Annotated in this window: 12 protein-coding genes and 1 pseudogene; 4 read left to right on the plus strand and 9 right to left on the minus strand. The window is 58.4% G+C overall.

The window, feature by feature from the left end; translation table 11 throughout:
- Window positions 1–7: 7 nt before the first annotated feature.
- The 3 genes from OH764_RS09955 to OH764_RS09965 all read right to left on the minus strand — a co-directional run bounded on the left by OH764_RS09955 (window position 8) and on the right by OH764_RS09965 (window position 3,853).
- Complete coding sequence (locus OH764_RS09955; RefSeq protein ID WP_498846661.1) at window positions 8–1,690, minus strand: phospholipase C; 1,683 nt, start codon at window positions 1,688–1,690, stop codon at window positions 8–10.
- A gap of 584 nt (window positions 1,691–2,274) precedes the next feature.
- Window positions 2,275–2,685 carry a response regulator gene (locus OH764_RS09960; protein ID WP_498846662.1) on the minus strand — a complete coding sequence of 137 codons (411 nt, stop codon included), beginning with the start codon at window positions 2,683–2,685 and terminating at the stop codon, window positions 2,275–2,277.
- A 652-nt stretch (window positions 2,686–3,337) separates the two neighbouring features.
- On the minus strand, window positions 3,338–3,853 hold the full coding sequence (locus OH764_RS09965) for a hypothetical protein (protein WP_498846663.1): 516 nt from the start codon (window positions 3,851–3,853) through the stop codon (window positions 3,338–3,340).
- Between the two features lie 1,917 nt (window positions 3,854–5,770).
- Here OH764_RS09965 and OH764_RS09970 point away from each other — a divergent pair.
- On the plus strand, window positions 5,771–7,669 hold the full coding sequence (locus OH764_RS09970; protein ID WP_498846664.1) for an acyl-CoA synthetase: 1,899 nt from the start codon (window positions 5,771–5,773) through the stop codon (window positions 7,667–7,669).
- A gap of 131 nt (window positions 7,670–7,800) precedes the next feature.
- On the opposite strand, the gene OH764_RS09975 is transcribed toward OH764_RS09970, so the two are convergent.
- From OH764_RS09975 to OH764_RS09990, 4 genes and pseudogenes are all read right to left on the minus strand, one after another.
- Window positions 7,801–8,643 (minus strand): tetratricopeptide repeat protein, encoded by an 843-nt coding sequence (locus tag OH764_RS09975; RefSeq protein WP_498846665.1) that lies wholly within the window; start codon window positions 8,641–8,643, stop codon window positions 7,801–7,803.
- A complete protein-coding gene (ku, locus tag OH764_RS09980; protein WP_498846666.1) occupies window positions 8,640–9,590 on the minus strand; it encodes a Ku protein in 951 nt (316 codons plus the stop codon). The genes OH764_RS09975 and ku overlap by 4 nt, the downstream gene beginning before the upstream one ends.
- 216 nt (window positions 9,591–9,806) lie before the next feature.
- Window positions 9,807–10,399 (minus strand): annotated as a pseudogene (ligD, locus tag OH764_RS09985) (non-homologous end-joining DNA ligase LigD); the annotation flags it as partial.
- Window positions 10,400–10,449: 50 nt separating this feature from the next.
- Window positions 10,450–10,692, minus strand: coding sequence for a hypothetical protein (locus OH764_RS09990; RefSeq protein ID WP_498846667.1), 243 nt, complete (start codon window positions 10,690–10,692; stop codon window positions 10,450–10,452).
- A 324-nt stretch (window positions 10,693–11,016) separates the two neighbouring features.
- Between OH764_RS09990 and OH764_RS09995 the strand changes: the two genes are divergently transcribed.
- Complete coding sequence (locus OH764_RS09995) at window positions 11,017–11,307, plus strand: hypothetical protein (RefSeq protein ID WP_498846668.1); 291 nt, start codon at window positions 11,017–11,019, stop codon at window positions 11,305–11,307.
- Window positions 11,308–11,453: 146 nt separating this feature from the next.
- Here the strand turns inward: OH764_RS09995 and OH764_RS10000 are convergent, their stop codons facing one another.
- A complete protein-coding gene (locus tag OH764_RS10000; RefSeq protein ID WP_498846669.1) occupies window positions 11,454–11,771 on the minus strand; it encodes a P-II family nitrogen regulator in 318 nt (105 codons plus the stop codon).
- Between the two features lie 558 nt (window positions 11,772–12,329).
- On the opposite strand from OH764_RS10000, the gene OH764_RS10005 reads away from it, so the two are divergent.
- Together OH764_RS10005 and OH764_RS10010 are read left to right on the plus strand one after the other, a co-directional pair.
- The gene (locus tag OH764_RS10005; RefSeq protein ID WP_498846670.1) at window positions 12,330–13,136 is read left to right on the plus strand and encodes an RMD1 family protein; all 807 of its coding nucleotides are present in this window, start codon (window positions 12,330–12,332) and stop codon (window positions 13,134–13,136) included.
- Between the two features lie 538 nt (window positions 13,137–13,674).
- Complete coding sequence (locus OH764_RS10010) at window positions 13,675–14,382, plus strand: MgtC/SapB family protein (protein WP_498846671.1); 708 nt, start codon at window positions 13,675–13,677, stop codon at window positions 14,380–14,382.
- A gap of 345 nt (window positions 14,383–14,727) precedes the next feature.
- Here OH764_RS10010 and OH764_RS10015 read toward each other — a convergent pair whose 3' ends face one another.
- Entirely contained in the window at window positions 14,728–15,006 is a 279-nt protein-coding gene (locus OH764_RS10015; protein ID WP_498846672.1) for a hypothetical protein, read from the minus strand.
- Between the last annotated feature and the right edge of the window lie 114 nt (window positions 15,007–15,120).

Raw genomic sequence — 15,120 nt, forward strand, 5'->3', positions numbered from 1 at the left:
CTGGAATCTAGATGGCAGGTACGGAAGGTACGACCGAGCCCAGGTTCGGGTCCACGAACACGGTCGGGTTGTTGCCGCTGCCGCTGAAGTTGAACATGCCCATGATGCTGCCGGCCGTCGCATCGAAAGAACCGCCGCCGATACGTTGGCTGCCCAGCCAGTTGTCCTCGATGAAGCGGACAACAGATGCCTGGCTAATCGGCGTGTGGTCAACGTAGTTGACCTTGGCCCACGGCGAAATCACAAGGAACGGAATACGCGTGCCAGGACCGCATCGACCGTTGACCGGAGCGCCTGCCACGCCGAGCGGAGCTGTGCCCGTACCGCATTCACCGGCACCGTTTAGCTGGTCCGCCTCAGCGTCGAACGACGGGCTCGTCGGATTCGCATAGGCATGGTCGTACCAGCCATCCGAATCGTCCCACGCAACGATAACCGCGGTGCTCTTCCAGTCAGGCTGTTGTTGCAGGAAGTTGACCACCTTGGCCGTGAACGCCTGTTCGTCTAGCGGGTCCGAGTAGCCCGCATGGCCATCCTGGAATGCCGGGGCTTTGATGAAGCTCACAGACGGATAGTTGCCCGCCTTCACTGCGGCAAAGAAGTCATCAGAGTCGTACTGGTGATTGGCCGGTTCCGGCGTCTTGCCATCAGGCAACATGCTGAAGCCAACGGTCGATATCGAGCTCGGGCGCGTGTGCTGCGGATTTGCCGTCGATGCGTAGTATTGGAACCAGGCGTGGTGCGGAATGTAGTCTGCCGTCGGCTGACCTACTGCTGGCGTGACCGTGCTGCGCTTGCACCCCGTCGTGCCGTTAATGTTGACGGTCGACAGGTTGAAGCCCCCCATGAACCCGCCCCAAGTGATGTTCTCGGCATTCAACAGGTCGCCGATGTTCTTCCCCGACATCAGAATCTGGTCAGTCGCGCTGGAACACAGGTCGTTCGCAGGGTCCGCGTCATTGATTAGCGTGACGCCACCCTGACCGTCGTTGACGTAGTACGAATCTGAAGCCGTCGTCAGATTGAATGGCTGCTGGCTGGTCTTGACCAGTTGAGCGCCGTTAGTCTGGCCAGAAATCACCTCTAACGCTCCCGGCGTCGACGGTCCGAACGTGTCGGTATAAGCGTTGTCGCTCATCGCAAAGTGCTGAGCGTAGTTCCACATGGCCGTCACAGTATTACCGTCGTAGTAGCCCATGACCTGGCCGGTAGTGCCGAACGCACCGGCACCGCCACTCGACTCTTTACCGGTATAAAACGGGAACAGGTCAGCGGCACCATTGTTATATGCCTGCTGCTCTGCCGTATATGCGTGGTTCTGGTCGGCCGTCGCGGCCTGCGTGCGGTCCAGACGGAACGGATTTGCTGCGCCCGCGCCATTCAGTGTATTGATGAAGTTTGGATTACTTGTCAACAGCGACCCGCTCAACCCGTTGACCGTCGGCGTGTCATCAGCGGCCGTGAACGCGGGTTCGCCCGACGGGTTGGTCGCGTTCGGATACGTTGCGAAGTAGTGGTCAAACGAGACGTTTTCGTTATAAACCACAACTATGTGCTTGATGGGCGTGGCCGTCGTCAACTGGTTCTGTGCCGACACTGCGGCCACGGTGTTGTTACTGCCGCCGCATGCATACAGCGAGACAGCTAAAGCGATACCTGATACGCCGAATAGGAACGCTCGAGAAGCCATATGCGCTAACTCCCGATGTGATTCGGCCATTTGTCTTTCGCCCGCCATTCAGTTGTGAAGTGAGCGGACGTAGCCAGACCGTTGAGAACCACGAACAGTTAAGCAGCGTCCCGTGCCGACGGAATGGCGCTTTATTTACCTAATCCTAACGCAAGATTCACTGCGAAAAGTATCGAACGCTTACTGCGGTGGACAAAGAGGAGACCGCACTCGTACGGCCCGGAGCCGCTCGGCACCCTCATCCCGCGTCGTTGAACAGAAATCTCGCCGCGTTCTCACGCTCACTCGGGCATTCTAGCTAGCGTTCGCTCAGTTCACCCTCCAGAACCCATTGACGCTCCTGCTTCTTTCGGAATGAGGACTCATCATGTGACAGTTCTCTCAGGTATATGTGCTTTTATGCAATTCGCTATCAGCTCTGCGCGCCACAGGCGACATGCTCCGCATGACGCTTTCGTGATGCCATTGTTCGAATGTGACTTTGCATTCGAGCGCAAAAGCAGAACTTTGCGGTCCTACGAGAACCACGTTGGCTAGCGTCATATCGGGCTTGCGGCGGACCGCACCTGACGCCAACGCACTGCCTAGGCGGCGAGAAGAGCGCAGGCCTGCCCCCACATTCGGGCATCTTCCATGGCTTGCAGAAGTGCATCGAGAGAAAACGGCTTCCGCAGACAAACGTCGAAAAGCCCGGTGAGCCCACCGGCTTCACTGTCACCGGTCATGGACACGATGAAGGGCCGCCCAGCGGAAGGCGTTGTGATAATCGACCGTGCGACTGCACTTCCCCTGATTCCCGGCAGGTTCTCATCAAGAAGTACCAACTCGAAGGCATGGCCGCCCAGCAGCGAAAGTGCTGTCTCTCCGTCTCGCGCGACGGTGGCGTGGTGACCATAGCAGTCAAGCAGGAAAGCCAGACTGTCTGCCACATCCTCATTGTCCTCAACGACAAGCACATCCATCCGGCTTTCCTCGGTTTTGAAACGCGGGTTCATACAGTTTCTTATTATTATATTATCCTAACTATTCGTAGTTACTATCTTAAATCGTTTTTCCGCCCTCTACCAGTTTTCTAGCCAGACAACATCCGCCAATCACTGCTCGCGACTGCGTGTGACGCTTATCGCCGCTGCAATAAGGGGCAATTTCTGACCCTGCGACGGTGACCTTCGCTGCCGTCGAATGATTTATCGGAAGGTCGCGGCTCAACCCGAGGCTTGCGCTCGACAAGGTCAGATGTACGGCGCACGATGTTCGCGTTGCCGGCATCATCGCCGCAGCAGCCCAACGGCGTTTCGGGGTACGGAAGTGATTTCCCGGGTAGTGCTCCGGTGTCGGAAACGATGCCTCTGACCGCATCAATCACAGCGTCGCAACCGCGCCAAAGGTCTATGAAATGGAGATGCCAGGCGCGTGGCCGACGCCGAATGTGAACCCCGCAGCTACAAGCCCGATGATGTCTATTGCCTGCGCGATAGGGAGTCAGGCCAGGCGGGGGCACGTCCAGCTCGACTGAAGGGACAACCCGGCGCGTTTGGGACTCCGCTGCTTCCAGTAGTCCCTGGTTTGAAAAGACTCGTCGACCTGCAGTGGAGGCTGAAACTGGTCACCGCATGGTCCAACGCTGCCGCGCGTTTCGGTTAGCATTCAATGCGAACGCCCGTGACCGCCGCCACCGCCCCAGTATTGGCCGCCGCCGCCCATACCTCGCCCTGGGTATCCGTGCCCACCCCAAGTGCCATGACCGCCCCAACCGCCCCGATATCCATGGCCCCAATAGCCGTGGTGCCCCCAGTACCCGTGCCCGCCCCCGCCATAACAGCATCCGCCCCAGTAGCCGAAGCTCAGTGACACCGATGGCCCCCACCACGCGGGCCAGCCGTAGTACGGATACGCGACGGGGTAATACGCAGGCACGACGAAGACGGGCGCGGCTGGTGCGATATAGGTGTTGGTCGATGCGGTTGCATCTGACGCGGCGGCACCGGTCGCGGCTGCGTCGGTCATCGAAAAAGGATACTGCAGCTGCGGCGCCGCCGCCGGCACTTCGCCGTATGGAACGTAGCCGTAGGGCACGTAGTAGTAGCAACCCGACAAAGTTGCGGACAAGGCCAACACCGCAACGAGGCCGCCCGCGCGCGACGTTGCATTCAGCGCTTCCATAATCAGCTCCGGGTCAGACGCGACATACCTTGCCTCGCGCCTTTCGTACAGTTTGCTTACATTGAGCAAGCGGGGTGCCTGGCGCCGCGGGGTTCATGCGCATGCGGTTTACGGCCGCCGGGGAAACGGTCGCGAAACGCCGGCCATTCATCGATTGTCGTCGGGACGAGGGCTCGCGTGGGGCGTTACGCTGTGAAACGCTTTCGCTTACAGCGCGGAGAATGGCGCACGACACGTCTTGTCCGGGCCGAAAGCCCCTGCCGTGCGACGGCATCTGACGGCAGCGAGCCAGGAGACGAAAAGCCTTCCGGCCAGCTCTAATTATTAAGAATGTCGCGGACAGTGACCTCGTGCTTTACGTCGTGTTGGTAAAACAGTGAGAGACTTTGCATTCCTAACTTTGTTATCGCACATTCATTCGTGAATGGGACTGCGGCCCGACGGTAGGTGTCCGAATAGCGAGAGCAGGCCCCTACTAGCAGCGTGCAGAGGTGCGATTGCCTGCCTGAGTGTGGGTTGGAAGAGATGACGAAACGCTCCATTGCTCGCCTCCGGCGGTGCATTCGCCTTCATCCATTTGCGACGTGCAGATGCCCGCAAGATGAGCAGCAGCGACCTTTGCCAGGCAGTCCAAAGAAGATGGGCCGCGCAAAAAACGCCTTGCTAACCGGCTACCCGGCCGGCGCGCCCATAAGATGAACTTCGAAAAACGTGAAGTGCGGCCCGAGCCATAAATTTGACTGCTCATTAGAAGCCGCGTTGAAGACTAGAACTTTGCGAAGATGAGGCCTATAACACAATTTGCGGCTACACCTTACCGCCGTTGCCGACCCACAAAGTCCCACGGGCAGCCTTGTGCACCGATGTCTGATTCGAAGCACGTCTGCCCACACCAAGCAATCATTCTTGGTGACCAAGCCTTCTCTATAACTTCTCAAAAAGTCGCCCCCGGATGCAACGGCTTCGCACCGGTGCACGGCTGTTCGCTTGCTTTTTTCGACCAACACGTACAACTCGCTAGCGCATTTCCAGTTTCAGCGGACCAACCTGATGGCCATTCGGGTTGCTGAACGAACTGGAGGTCGTCACCCGAGCGCCTTTGACAGGGAGGCAACATGAAAGCGCGCCTAGCAATTGCAGCAAATGCCTTATGGCTACTGACCCAAACGGGCCCGGCGTATGCCTATTCTCAAGAGGAGGTCAACCTCTTCGAGTCCCCGGCCCCGCAAGCGGACCGGCTCTCAGCGCGGCAACAGGCCGACCCGACCGGTGTGCCAAACGTCGAGTCGTCTTACGGTGGTATGCCAGCGTCACACAACCAGTCAGGGGGGCAACAGCCGATTCGCCCGACGTGCTCATCATGGCAGACGTGTCACATTTTCGCTGGACACTAATCTCGCGGCGGTGCCGAGCACAGCGGGAAAGCGTCGGACAGCATAACAAACGGCCCGGGACCAAACGCCGAACACCACATCGCAGCTTCACCCTTCGTCCGCGAAGCAAGATAGCTTATGAGGCTGGACAAACAGGTGAAACCGTCACATCGGCAATGGTGTGACAAGGCTCGGAAGGCGGCCTGACGCGCGCGGGCCGTCGCGCAATCGGAGGGTGTGGTCGACGGTCAACGTTCGGACGCCAGCGGGCCGGTTTGTGCCGCATCGTGCTGTGCAGTAAAGGTGCTGCGAGGCACACCGCGCGTGACAACCCCGCACAAAATTGACATCCAAGCACTCCCGCGTGGCACTTAGCCTTGCTGCGGTACCAATGACCCCTTCCTTGCGGGTCCACCCCAATGACCGGCTCAGCGTTCGTTTTTGGCAACTCTGAGGAGTACCACCCATTCATAGACGGCGAATCTTAATGAGCGCATCCTCTTATCTGGGCGCAGCGGCGCTCGGCCGCGCTTAGGAGAGGCCGATGGCATTCAAAGCTTTGTTCGACGTCTTACAAGCCGAGTCAATTCCCCTCGCGGACCGCGGGCTACCGACCAGCACCTACGAAGCTATAGGGCGCAGCGCGCTCGCCCATCCGACCGCAGCAGCGCTTACCTTTTTCGTAGATGGTAGGCGGTTCGAAAAGGCGCAGTGCTGGACATACTCGCAATTTTTCGCAGATGTGACCCGGACCGCAAACGCCTTGCACCAACTGGGTGTTCGCAGCGACGATGTTGTGGCGTTCGTCCTACCAAACCTCCCTGAGACACATTTCGCCATATGGGGCGGCGAAGCGGCCGGGATTGTAATGGCCATCAATCCGTTGCTCGACGGCGCCCAGATTACCGCGCTACTTTCGGCAGCTCGCGCCAAGGTGCTGATTACGTTAGCACCGACGCCGGGAACTGACATCTGGCTCAAAGTTGCAACTCATTTAGAAGAACTTCCGACCTTGCGTGACATCGTGTGGGTCAATCTGGCACCTTATTTAAGTCTTTTTGAAGGACTTGCACTGCACGTCATCGCGGCAAGGGAAAGAGTACGCCACAGACGTCTTAGGATTCACGATTTAAGAGCCCTTATGCGTCGCCAGAGTGCGGACGGCTTGACGAGTAAACGTCACTTCCAACAAGGTGATACCGCTTCATACTTTTGCACCGGTGGTACGACGGGGCTGCCCAAAATTGCGGTCCGCTCGCACGGCGCCGAGGTATTCAACGCGTGGGCAATGGCAGCCCACATGGAGTTTCGCGAATCCGTCAAAACACTCTTCTGTGGACTTCCGCTGTTCCATGCGAACGCCCAAATGGTGACTGGGCTGATGGCGTTTATGCACGGACATCATGTCATTCTCGGAACCCCTCAGGGATATAAAGGCGAATCCGTACTCTCAAACTTCTGGGCAGTCGTTGAACACTATCGCATCAACTTCTTTTCTGGCGTTCCGACGGTGTACGCCGCTTTACTGAAGCATCCAGTCGGCGCGCGAGACATATCGAGCCTTGAATTTGCCGTTTGTGGGGCCGCGCCGTTGCCCACAGGGCTGATGCGCGAATTCGAGAGGCGAATGAACATCAGGATTCTCGAGGGCTACGGACTGACCGAGGGAACCTGCGTTGCATCGTGCAACCCGCCTGATGGCGACCGAATTCCAGGCTCGATTGGCATTCGGCTTTGTTATCAGGGAATGCGCGTCTGCGTACTTGACAACCACGGTGGTTATCTCCGCGACTCGGAGCCCGATGAAGTGGGAGCCATTCTGATAACAGGCCCTAATCTCTTTAAAGGTTACCTGGAAGACGTGCACAACGCTGGCATCTGGGTGAGCATCGACGGGACTCGTTGGCTCAACACAGGTGATCTGGGAAGAGAAGATGAGCACGGCTATTTCTGGCTGACGGGACGCAAGCGAGAGTTGATAATCCGCGGAGGTCACAACATTGAACCGAGGCTTATTGAAGGACCGCTGGAGGCTCATCCAGCTATCGCTCTGGTCGCAGCAGTTGGCGCCCCTGACAGCTACCTTGGTGAGGTGCCCGTGGCCTACGTTCAACTGAAACCGGAACACAGCGTGACGGCTGAAGAATTGCAGTCTTTTGCGGCATCGGTGATACATGAGCGCGCTGCGGTGCCCCAACGCATTGAAATCATTGAGAGCATGCCTCTCACGGCTGTAGGGAAGATTTTCAAGCCGGCTCTGATTAAAAAAGAGATTGAACGAACTATTACCGAAGAGGCCAACGCAGTTGGAATTGCGAGCATCTCGGTTGAACTTATAGATGATAGGTGTCGCGGCGTTGTTGCGCGCATAAACGCCCGAAAGAGACAGCCGGAGTTCGTCGACCGGCTAGGTCGTTACTCATTCCAAGTTGACTGGAGGTAGCAAACGAGCCGGAGTGCAATAGTTTCGGCCAATGCAGTAAAGTCAGTTGTCGACGTTGCGGCCTGAAGCTGGACTGGCATCGGCGCGCGCCTGCATTGACAGCCACCGATAGCGACGCGCGTGAAGCCTGTTCAGCCGACGAGCCGACGATAAGCGCTGAGATGTCGGACGAGGCCTTGCTTGTCGCCACGAATCTCGCTCAGCCTTGCGAGGTTGAAGTGAGCATCGGCATGCGTCGGGTCGAGTTCTATGCATCGCTGATAGGCCGCTTCGGCAGCATCGTAGCGTTTAAGCTCTTCGAGGGCGACCGCCCGATTGAAGTGCAGTAAGGCGTCCTCGGGAAAGTGCTCAAGCGCATCTTCAAAAATGGACAATGCTTCATCGCAGCGCGTCTCTGCCTCGCATAGCAATACGCCCAGGTTGGTGTATGCGTCATAGTGCGGTGATGGCGAGAGCTCAAGCGCTTTCCGGTAGGCCTGCTCTGCACCGACAGCGTCGGTTTCGGTCAACTGTTCGGCCAGTGCGAACCATTCTTCCGCCTGTTCTTCACGGCTCTCCTGGTTTCGTGGCACCGAGTCGAGAAACGCCACGTCGCCCCGGATAGGCGCGACTTCGAAGTCGAGCAGATGCTGGCCCGAATCAGCGTCCCACTGCGCCTGTCCCGACCTCACGGCCACGGTTTCACCCACAGACGTGATTCGAATCCCGGACAGTGGAAGCTCGTCAGGGAGTTCGGCTTTCAGCTTGGCAAGCGCCCTCAGAATTTTTCGTGCGGAGACTTTGGCCGATTGCAGCTGGAACGCAGTGCGCAGCAGCACAACGTCCTGGAAGGAGAATCGAAGCTCGTTGCGTCGGCCACGCGACGGGTGGACAAATCCGGCGTCAATCAGCCCGGAGAGGACTCGACGCGACACGCCCAGCAGCGATTGCAGGCTGCGCAACGAATAATCGTTAGACTGGCTCCGTCTAGTCACTTGCGTGCCCGGACCTTGGCTGGTGGCGCCTCTTTGACGTCCGCTTTCGGTGTCGCGCGCTTGACAGGCCGGCGCGGTTTGGCGGCGAGTACCTCGACCTCAGCGGGCGGAGTCTTTTTCGTGGCCGGCGTCTTTGTCGCTGCCGTCCTCACCGGGGCCTCACGTTTCTCCTTGTTGGCGCTGAGACTCGCGCGAAGTGCTTCCATCAGGTCAATCACCTGACCGCCTGACTCTTCGGCCGGTGCCTCAGGCGAAACAATCTGTTTGCCTGCAATCTTCCGGTCAATGGCTCCGAGTATCCGCTTCTTCTCTTCGTCCTCGTAAGCCGTCGGGTCATAGGCGTCTTCCGACACCTGGTCGATGATTTGCAGCGCGAGTTTGAGCTCGGTATCGCTCACAGTCACCTGTTCGATGTGCAAATCGCTCAGCGCGCGCACCTCATCGGCGAACAGCAGTTGCTGGAAGACCATGCCGTCTTCGGCAGGCCGTATCTGGACGATTCGGGTCTTGCCCTTGTACGACCATTTTGCCAGCGCGCAGCGTCCGCTTTCTCGCATCGCAAGCTGAAGCAGGCTGTACGGTTTGCCACCGCGTTTGTCAGGCGCGATGAAGTACGCCTTGTCGTAGTACAAGGGGTCCACTGACTTCTCAGGAACGAACGACACAATGTCCACGACGTGGCTCGCGCCTTCTTCCAGCGCTTTCAGTTCTTCCGGAGCGAAGACGACGAACTGCCCTTTCTCGAACTCGTACCCTTTCTTCATGTCGGCGCGCGCAACCACAGCGCCCGTGGCCTCAGAGATGTACTGCTGCTTTACGCGGCCTCCCTCAGGCGTCAGAAGATTGAAGCCCACACCCGCGGCGCTATCCGTCGCCGAATACAGTTTCACCGGAATGGACACAAGACCGAAGGACAGTGTCAGCGATGCGATGGAACGAGCCGCCATGTGAGCCTCCTGTGAGCGGACGCGGTGATTTATCTGCGCTGCATGATTCAAAGTCCGCAGGCGCGATTGCACGCGACAGAGCACGTCTTGTGCCGGTGAGTGGCAGGTCCGCGTCGGGAGACTGACTCGCGGGCACGTCAGCGCCTGCTGCGCCGGAACGAATCCCTCGCCTGTAGCCCCTGTTCCTGCCGGCGCCAGCCGTTGCATCGAGGCACTTCATCGCAGGCGCTTTATCGCCGACGCCAGCGACTGTCTCGCCGACCAGTAAGCTTCCCAAGGGTCTTGCGTCTGAAAGCTAAGATACTCCCTCGCCGTTTGCACCGTCCACTGTGCACCGCTTTTAAGGTCAGACAGTTGTTCCCATGACACGGGCATCGAGACGCCCATTCCTGGCCGCGCCCGCGCGGAGAAGGCGGCGGCAGTGGTCTGCGCCTTGCCATTGCGAAGATAATCGACATAGATTTTGCCGATTCGGTTCGCTGCCCCTGATGTTGCGGGAAAGCGGTCGGGAATCGTTTTCGCCAGATGTCTGACGAACGCCTGCGAGAACAACTTGACGGATTTGTAGTCGAGTCTGGGCGCGAGCGGAACGACGACGTGCAGCCCTTTACCGCCGCTCGTCTTCAACCAAGCTTGCAGGCCAAGCTCCTCAAGCAACGCCCGCGTAAGAAGCGCGGCCTCCTGAACCTGCTTCACTTCACTCCCTCGCCGGGGTCGAGGTCGAAGATGACCCTGTCCGGTGTATCAATGTGCTGGGTCGTTGAATTCCACGTGTGAAATTCAACGACATTCATCTGCGCTGCGTATATCGCAACTGCAACCGCGAATTGGGTGGTCCGGGCGGTGCTCTCCGAGGAAGTCAAGTATCCCTGCCTTCGGGGTCGAAAACATCAGACGTCTCGCTATCATGGACGTCTCCGGAGCCGTAACACCGCTGGCAGAGTTGCCATCGCTCTCCGTCACATTTCGGGCACTTGATGGTGTTGGACGTGTGAGACACGTCCGAAACAGTCTCGACTTCGGTTATCCGCACCTTCCCCGTTCCGCCACATCTTCCGCATGTGATTTTTCCCTGGCCGCCACATTGCTGACAGGTAGTCATCGCTTCCCCCTTGGTGGTTAGGCCTACGTGACCATACTACTCCGAGCGCGTGAGAACACAGTCGGCATGGCACGCGTGCTGCACGAAGCTCGACAATGACGAGCTCACACCTCCAGGTCTGGCAAGCGAGAACGCGGGTGCAACGCTCCCTCATCTTGACCGTTGCAAGGGCCGGACACAGCCTACACTTGATAGCAGTCGCGACGGCCCCACGCGGGCCAAAGCGGCGATGCGGACCAGGTTTGCGCCCCCTCGCCAACTGGCGAAGCTGGATGGGCGCGCCAGCCATGGTCGTTCCTATGGTTCACGAACAGGAGGCAAGCCATGCATACCGTTGTAAGGAGGTATTCCGGAAAAGGAGCCAAGGAATTGTTCGACGTGCTGGAACAGCGCACGGCGGATATTGAGGAACTGATGCGCTCAGTAAAGGGTTTTGTCGGATATACGCTTGTGCGCACTAGCGAGGGTGGCCTCTCGGTGACCGTCTGCCAGGACAAGGCAGGTGTTGACGAAAGCGTTCAAAAAGCGAGGGACTTTGTTGCGAAAAACGCCGGAAGCGCGGGTGCTGGCACGCCTGAGGTATTGGAGGGACCAGTCCTCCTTCACCTGAAGTGACCACGCGTAGGTTCGACGAGGTATCCCACCGCCCCCCGAAACAAGTCGGCCTTCGAGACCCTTCGAAGGCCGATGGCGGTTCACTATGCGACAGCGGGTCGCCTTCTATCAAGTTGCCGCCAAGCGGTGGCCGGGTAGACGATGCCCTAAGGCGCTGTCTCAGACCGGGTGCGAATCCGGAAGAACCTGTCGACCGGAAGCACGGCAACAACGCCGTCACCGACTGCGCCGACGTGGGCGATGTCCATGACTGTTGTGACCAGCGCATCCGCATCTTCCGCGCGCGCGAAGATTTCGATTTTCACGTGGTCGGTCTTCCAGTCATCCGCGAAGACGTTCGGATGTGTGCCAAATCCTCGCACGGGGGTCGCGGTGATGCCATGCACGTGAATGGCCGCGAGCTTTCGCTCCAGCACCTCGAGCACATCAGGCCTCACGATGGCGACGACGCATTTCAGTTCCATATTCGCCTCCCCTCCAATACGACGTGCCGCGAGAGACGGGCACCAGATGGACGAAGCCCAGCTCTCTGGGTGACTTCGGCTGACGGCGTGGTCAAGCCGAAGGCGTTGTGCATTTGGCGCGTTGCTGTGATTCACGTTCTCGCGCTTCTTAACCGCAGCGCGTTGCCAATGACTGACCGATACAGAGTTCAACGCATCGCAGCGCTGTCGACAATCAGGCTCAACACGATGCCGAGCCACGGATAAAGTACGCCAGCGGCAACCGGTATGCCGACAGGGTTAGGCGAACGCGAAGAACAGGTTCTGCTGGCTATTCGTCGCTCATCGAAACCAATATCGCACTCGTCGAGACCAGCATGCGCCCCTCCCGGCCGCGGTGGACTGGAATTCGGGCGCTCGACAACTACACCGCTACGCGGTTGCGCCGGTGGTTACGCACGACAGCCTATTACTTTCTAAACTAGGCGCACCTAAAGGAACCGGATTGACTCACATCAAAACCTGTCCCGGTTCACACCTATACTTTCGATGACTTCAACGAATTGAAGTGCGTACCCAATGTCGAATCTCGCCATCAGTTCGCTTCCGCAGGTACAGGTTCGTGCACATCTCATCGCCGACCGGATTGACCTCAAGAACTTCAAAATCACGGATTCACTCGCCACCACGCCTCTGACCGTAACGGTAGGGGGGGCTGACGGCATCGCCGTTCTTTTCAGGTACGGCGTCGTCGTGCTTTTTGGTGTGTCGCTTGGTGATGAACAACGGTTTCTCTCCTCGTTAGCTCAGTTGCTGTACAACGCCTACGGGCGACCTCAGCTCGAAGAAATCGCCATCCAGGGCGGCAAGACAAACGTTGGTGTGCAAGGCGGTGCAGTCTGGCTCGACGCGCTAACGTTGGAAAAGGCTCAGGTGATAGCGGACAGCCTCAGTAAAAGCCTTGTGCTGTCGATGTACGAGGACAAGACCGCGAGCGAGTTCGATAGCATCATTCCGTTGGCATCGGAACTGGCAAGAACAGGAAAGGTGAGCGCGGACGCCAAAACGCTACTCTCAAAAATTGGCGGGATGCTCCTAATCGAACACCGCATGGTCGGCCGGGCTGAAATCGGCGACAAGCCGGAGACCCTTTGGGAACACCCGGAGCTCGGCGGCCTCTATGCGCTATTGGAGGACGAATACGAGCTGCACGAGCGACAAGCCGCGCTTGAACGCAAGCTGCAGCTGATTTCGGGAACTGCGCAAACCTTGGCTGAAATCGCGGAAACCAAACACGTTCACCGCCTCGAATGGTATGTAATAGGGCTTATTGCCATTGAAATCGTGATTGGTTTGGCGGACCTGGCGCATAAGTTCTTATTCTGAGTCATCCACTTGTCTTTCTTCCGCCTTTCTTTCTTTGCGCGTTGAAAGAGTTAGGCCAAGCAATGATATTCGCTCTGCTTAGCGAATCATATTGACTTCGGTTTAAAGCAACACATAAAATTCGCGCATCTTCACAAAAGGGGCCGACGCCTTGGAATTCTGTAGTAGTCAACTTTCGAACAGTTTCGCTGCCTGACCGGCAGGACGCCCGCGCTCTCATTTCTTAGCCGCCGTCTTGCCAGCAGGCAAACGGTGCGCGCCGCAGTTATCCATCCCGTGTACCTAGACTAGCGCCATTCAGTCGCAGCGATTACGCGCGTCCGCTCGGCACCCCGCTGCGCGCGTGAGTTCGCGGCAGCGTTCGTTCCCTGTTGTAAGAGAAACCGCGTCTGCCACCAGACCGTCAGACTGGCAGGGACGACTTACGCAGGACGGCTCGTGAGACTAAGCCTGACTTCATCCAGTCTTGCGCGCATGCGATGCTCAGCCCGTTTCCGAACCATGCGTGCCGCCGCCGGCACAACTCAAACCAGCAAACATGACTCTCGATTTTACCCTCCGGCTGCTCGCCGCCTTTGCGTGTGGCGTGGCCATCGGACTAGAGCGCCAGATGCGCCAGCGCACCGCCGGTCTGCGGACCATCACGCTTGTAGCTAGTGGGTCCTGCCTGTTCGTTACGCTCGGGGCACTGACTGGAAATGGAACGACGGGACTGACGCAGATTGCCGCTTATGTCGTCTCGGGCGTCGGCTTCCTAGGAGGCGGTGTCATCATGCGTGACAAAGGCTCGATACAAGGCATCAACACGGCCGCCACGCTCTGGTGTTCCGCTGCCGTCGGCGTCCTGTGCGGTTCAGGACATTTTGGACCAGCGTTAGCCGGGACCGGCGTAGTGCTGCTTACCAACACCGTCCTGCGCGAAGTCAGCCGAGCCATCAACACGGCTCCGGTCTCGGCGGCCGACCTGGTGCGGCAATACACCATTACGGTGGTATGCCGCGAAGCCGACGAAGTTCATATCCGGGCGGCCCTGTCGAACTCAATGTCCTCCGCGCCCCTGTCCTTCCAGAGCCTGACGAGCCGAGACTACGAGGATGACCCCCAGCGTATTGAGGTTACGGCGACATTGAAGCTCCATCCGAAAGACCAGCCCAAACTTGAACGGATTGCCAGTCGGCTGAGCATGGAAAAAAGCGTGTCGAGCGTCAGCTGGTCAGGACTTGAAGCTGAACCGACACCGGAATGAGCATGACTTCGCGACTCCATCAATGGTCATGCCTAGACTCCGTTAAAGTGGTAATTGAACGAGCTGTCAGTGGTCACTTATGTCCTCTCTAGACGTCGGCATCTTGGGAGACGCGCGCTAGGTCTTCGAGTGCGCTGCGGCCGCCCCCCTTTGCTCTCAAGCGATAGGCTTCCGCGTGTTCAGGTGCGACGGTGTGTGCCGTCCGCATATGCGCGCGGGCAATTTGCCGCAGCGATTAACTTAGGACTTAGGTAGCCGTCGCATTCGACCGATGTCTACCGTCGCAATCACTCCCCGTGCCTCACTCACGTCCGCCCGGACATAATCTGACCGTCGCGCCCAGCATTACTCGCCTGCAGTGACTTTGTGAACGCGCTCCGCGAGCGCCACTGCCTCGCTTGGCGACATGGGCAGCGGCCCACGCGGCGCTACGTTCATGACCCAGTCGGCCAGCCGGCCCACTAGCGAGGCATCGTCTGCGTTCAGCCCGAGCGCCGCCAACGACTGCACCATCGATTCCAAGTCCGGAGAGCAGCAATAAATGGCATCAAACGCTGCGCGTACCCGCGTAGACTCGGTCAGCTCGCCATCGCGTGCGTCGGCAATCAGATTCTCGTATCGCATACCGGCTCCAGTTTTGATTTAAGTTCCGCGGGCGATGACCCGCTTAGCTAGGTCAATAAGATTCGTTTGCCTCAAGGCCGGAAACGTCTGTGACTTAAGCGTCGCACCGGGCGC

It is taken from the genome of Burkholderia sp. M6-3 (assembly GCF_050858985.1).
GTDB lineage: Bacteria > Pseudomonadota > Gammaproteobacteria > Burkholderiales > Burkholderiaceae > Paraburkholderia > Paraburkholderia caledonica.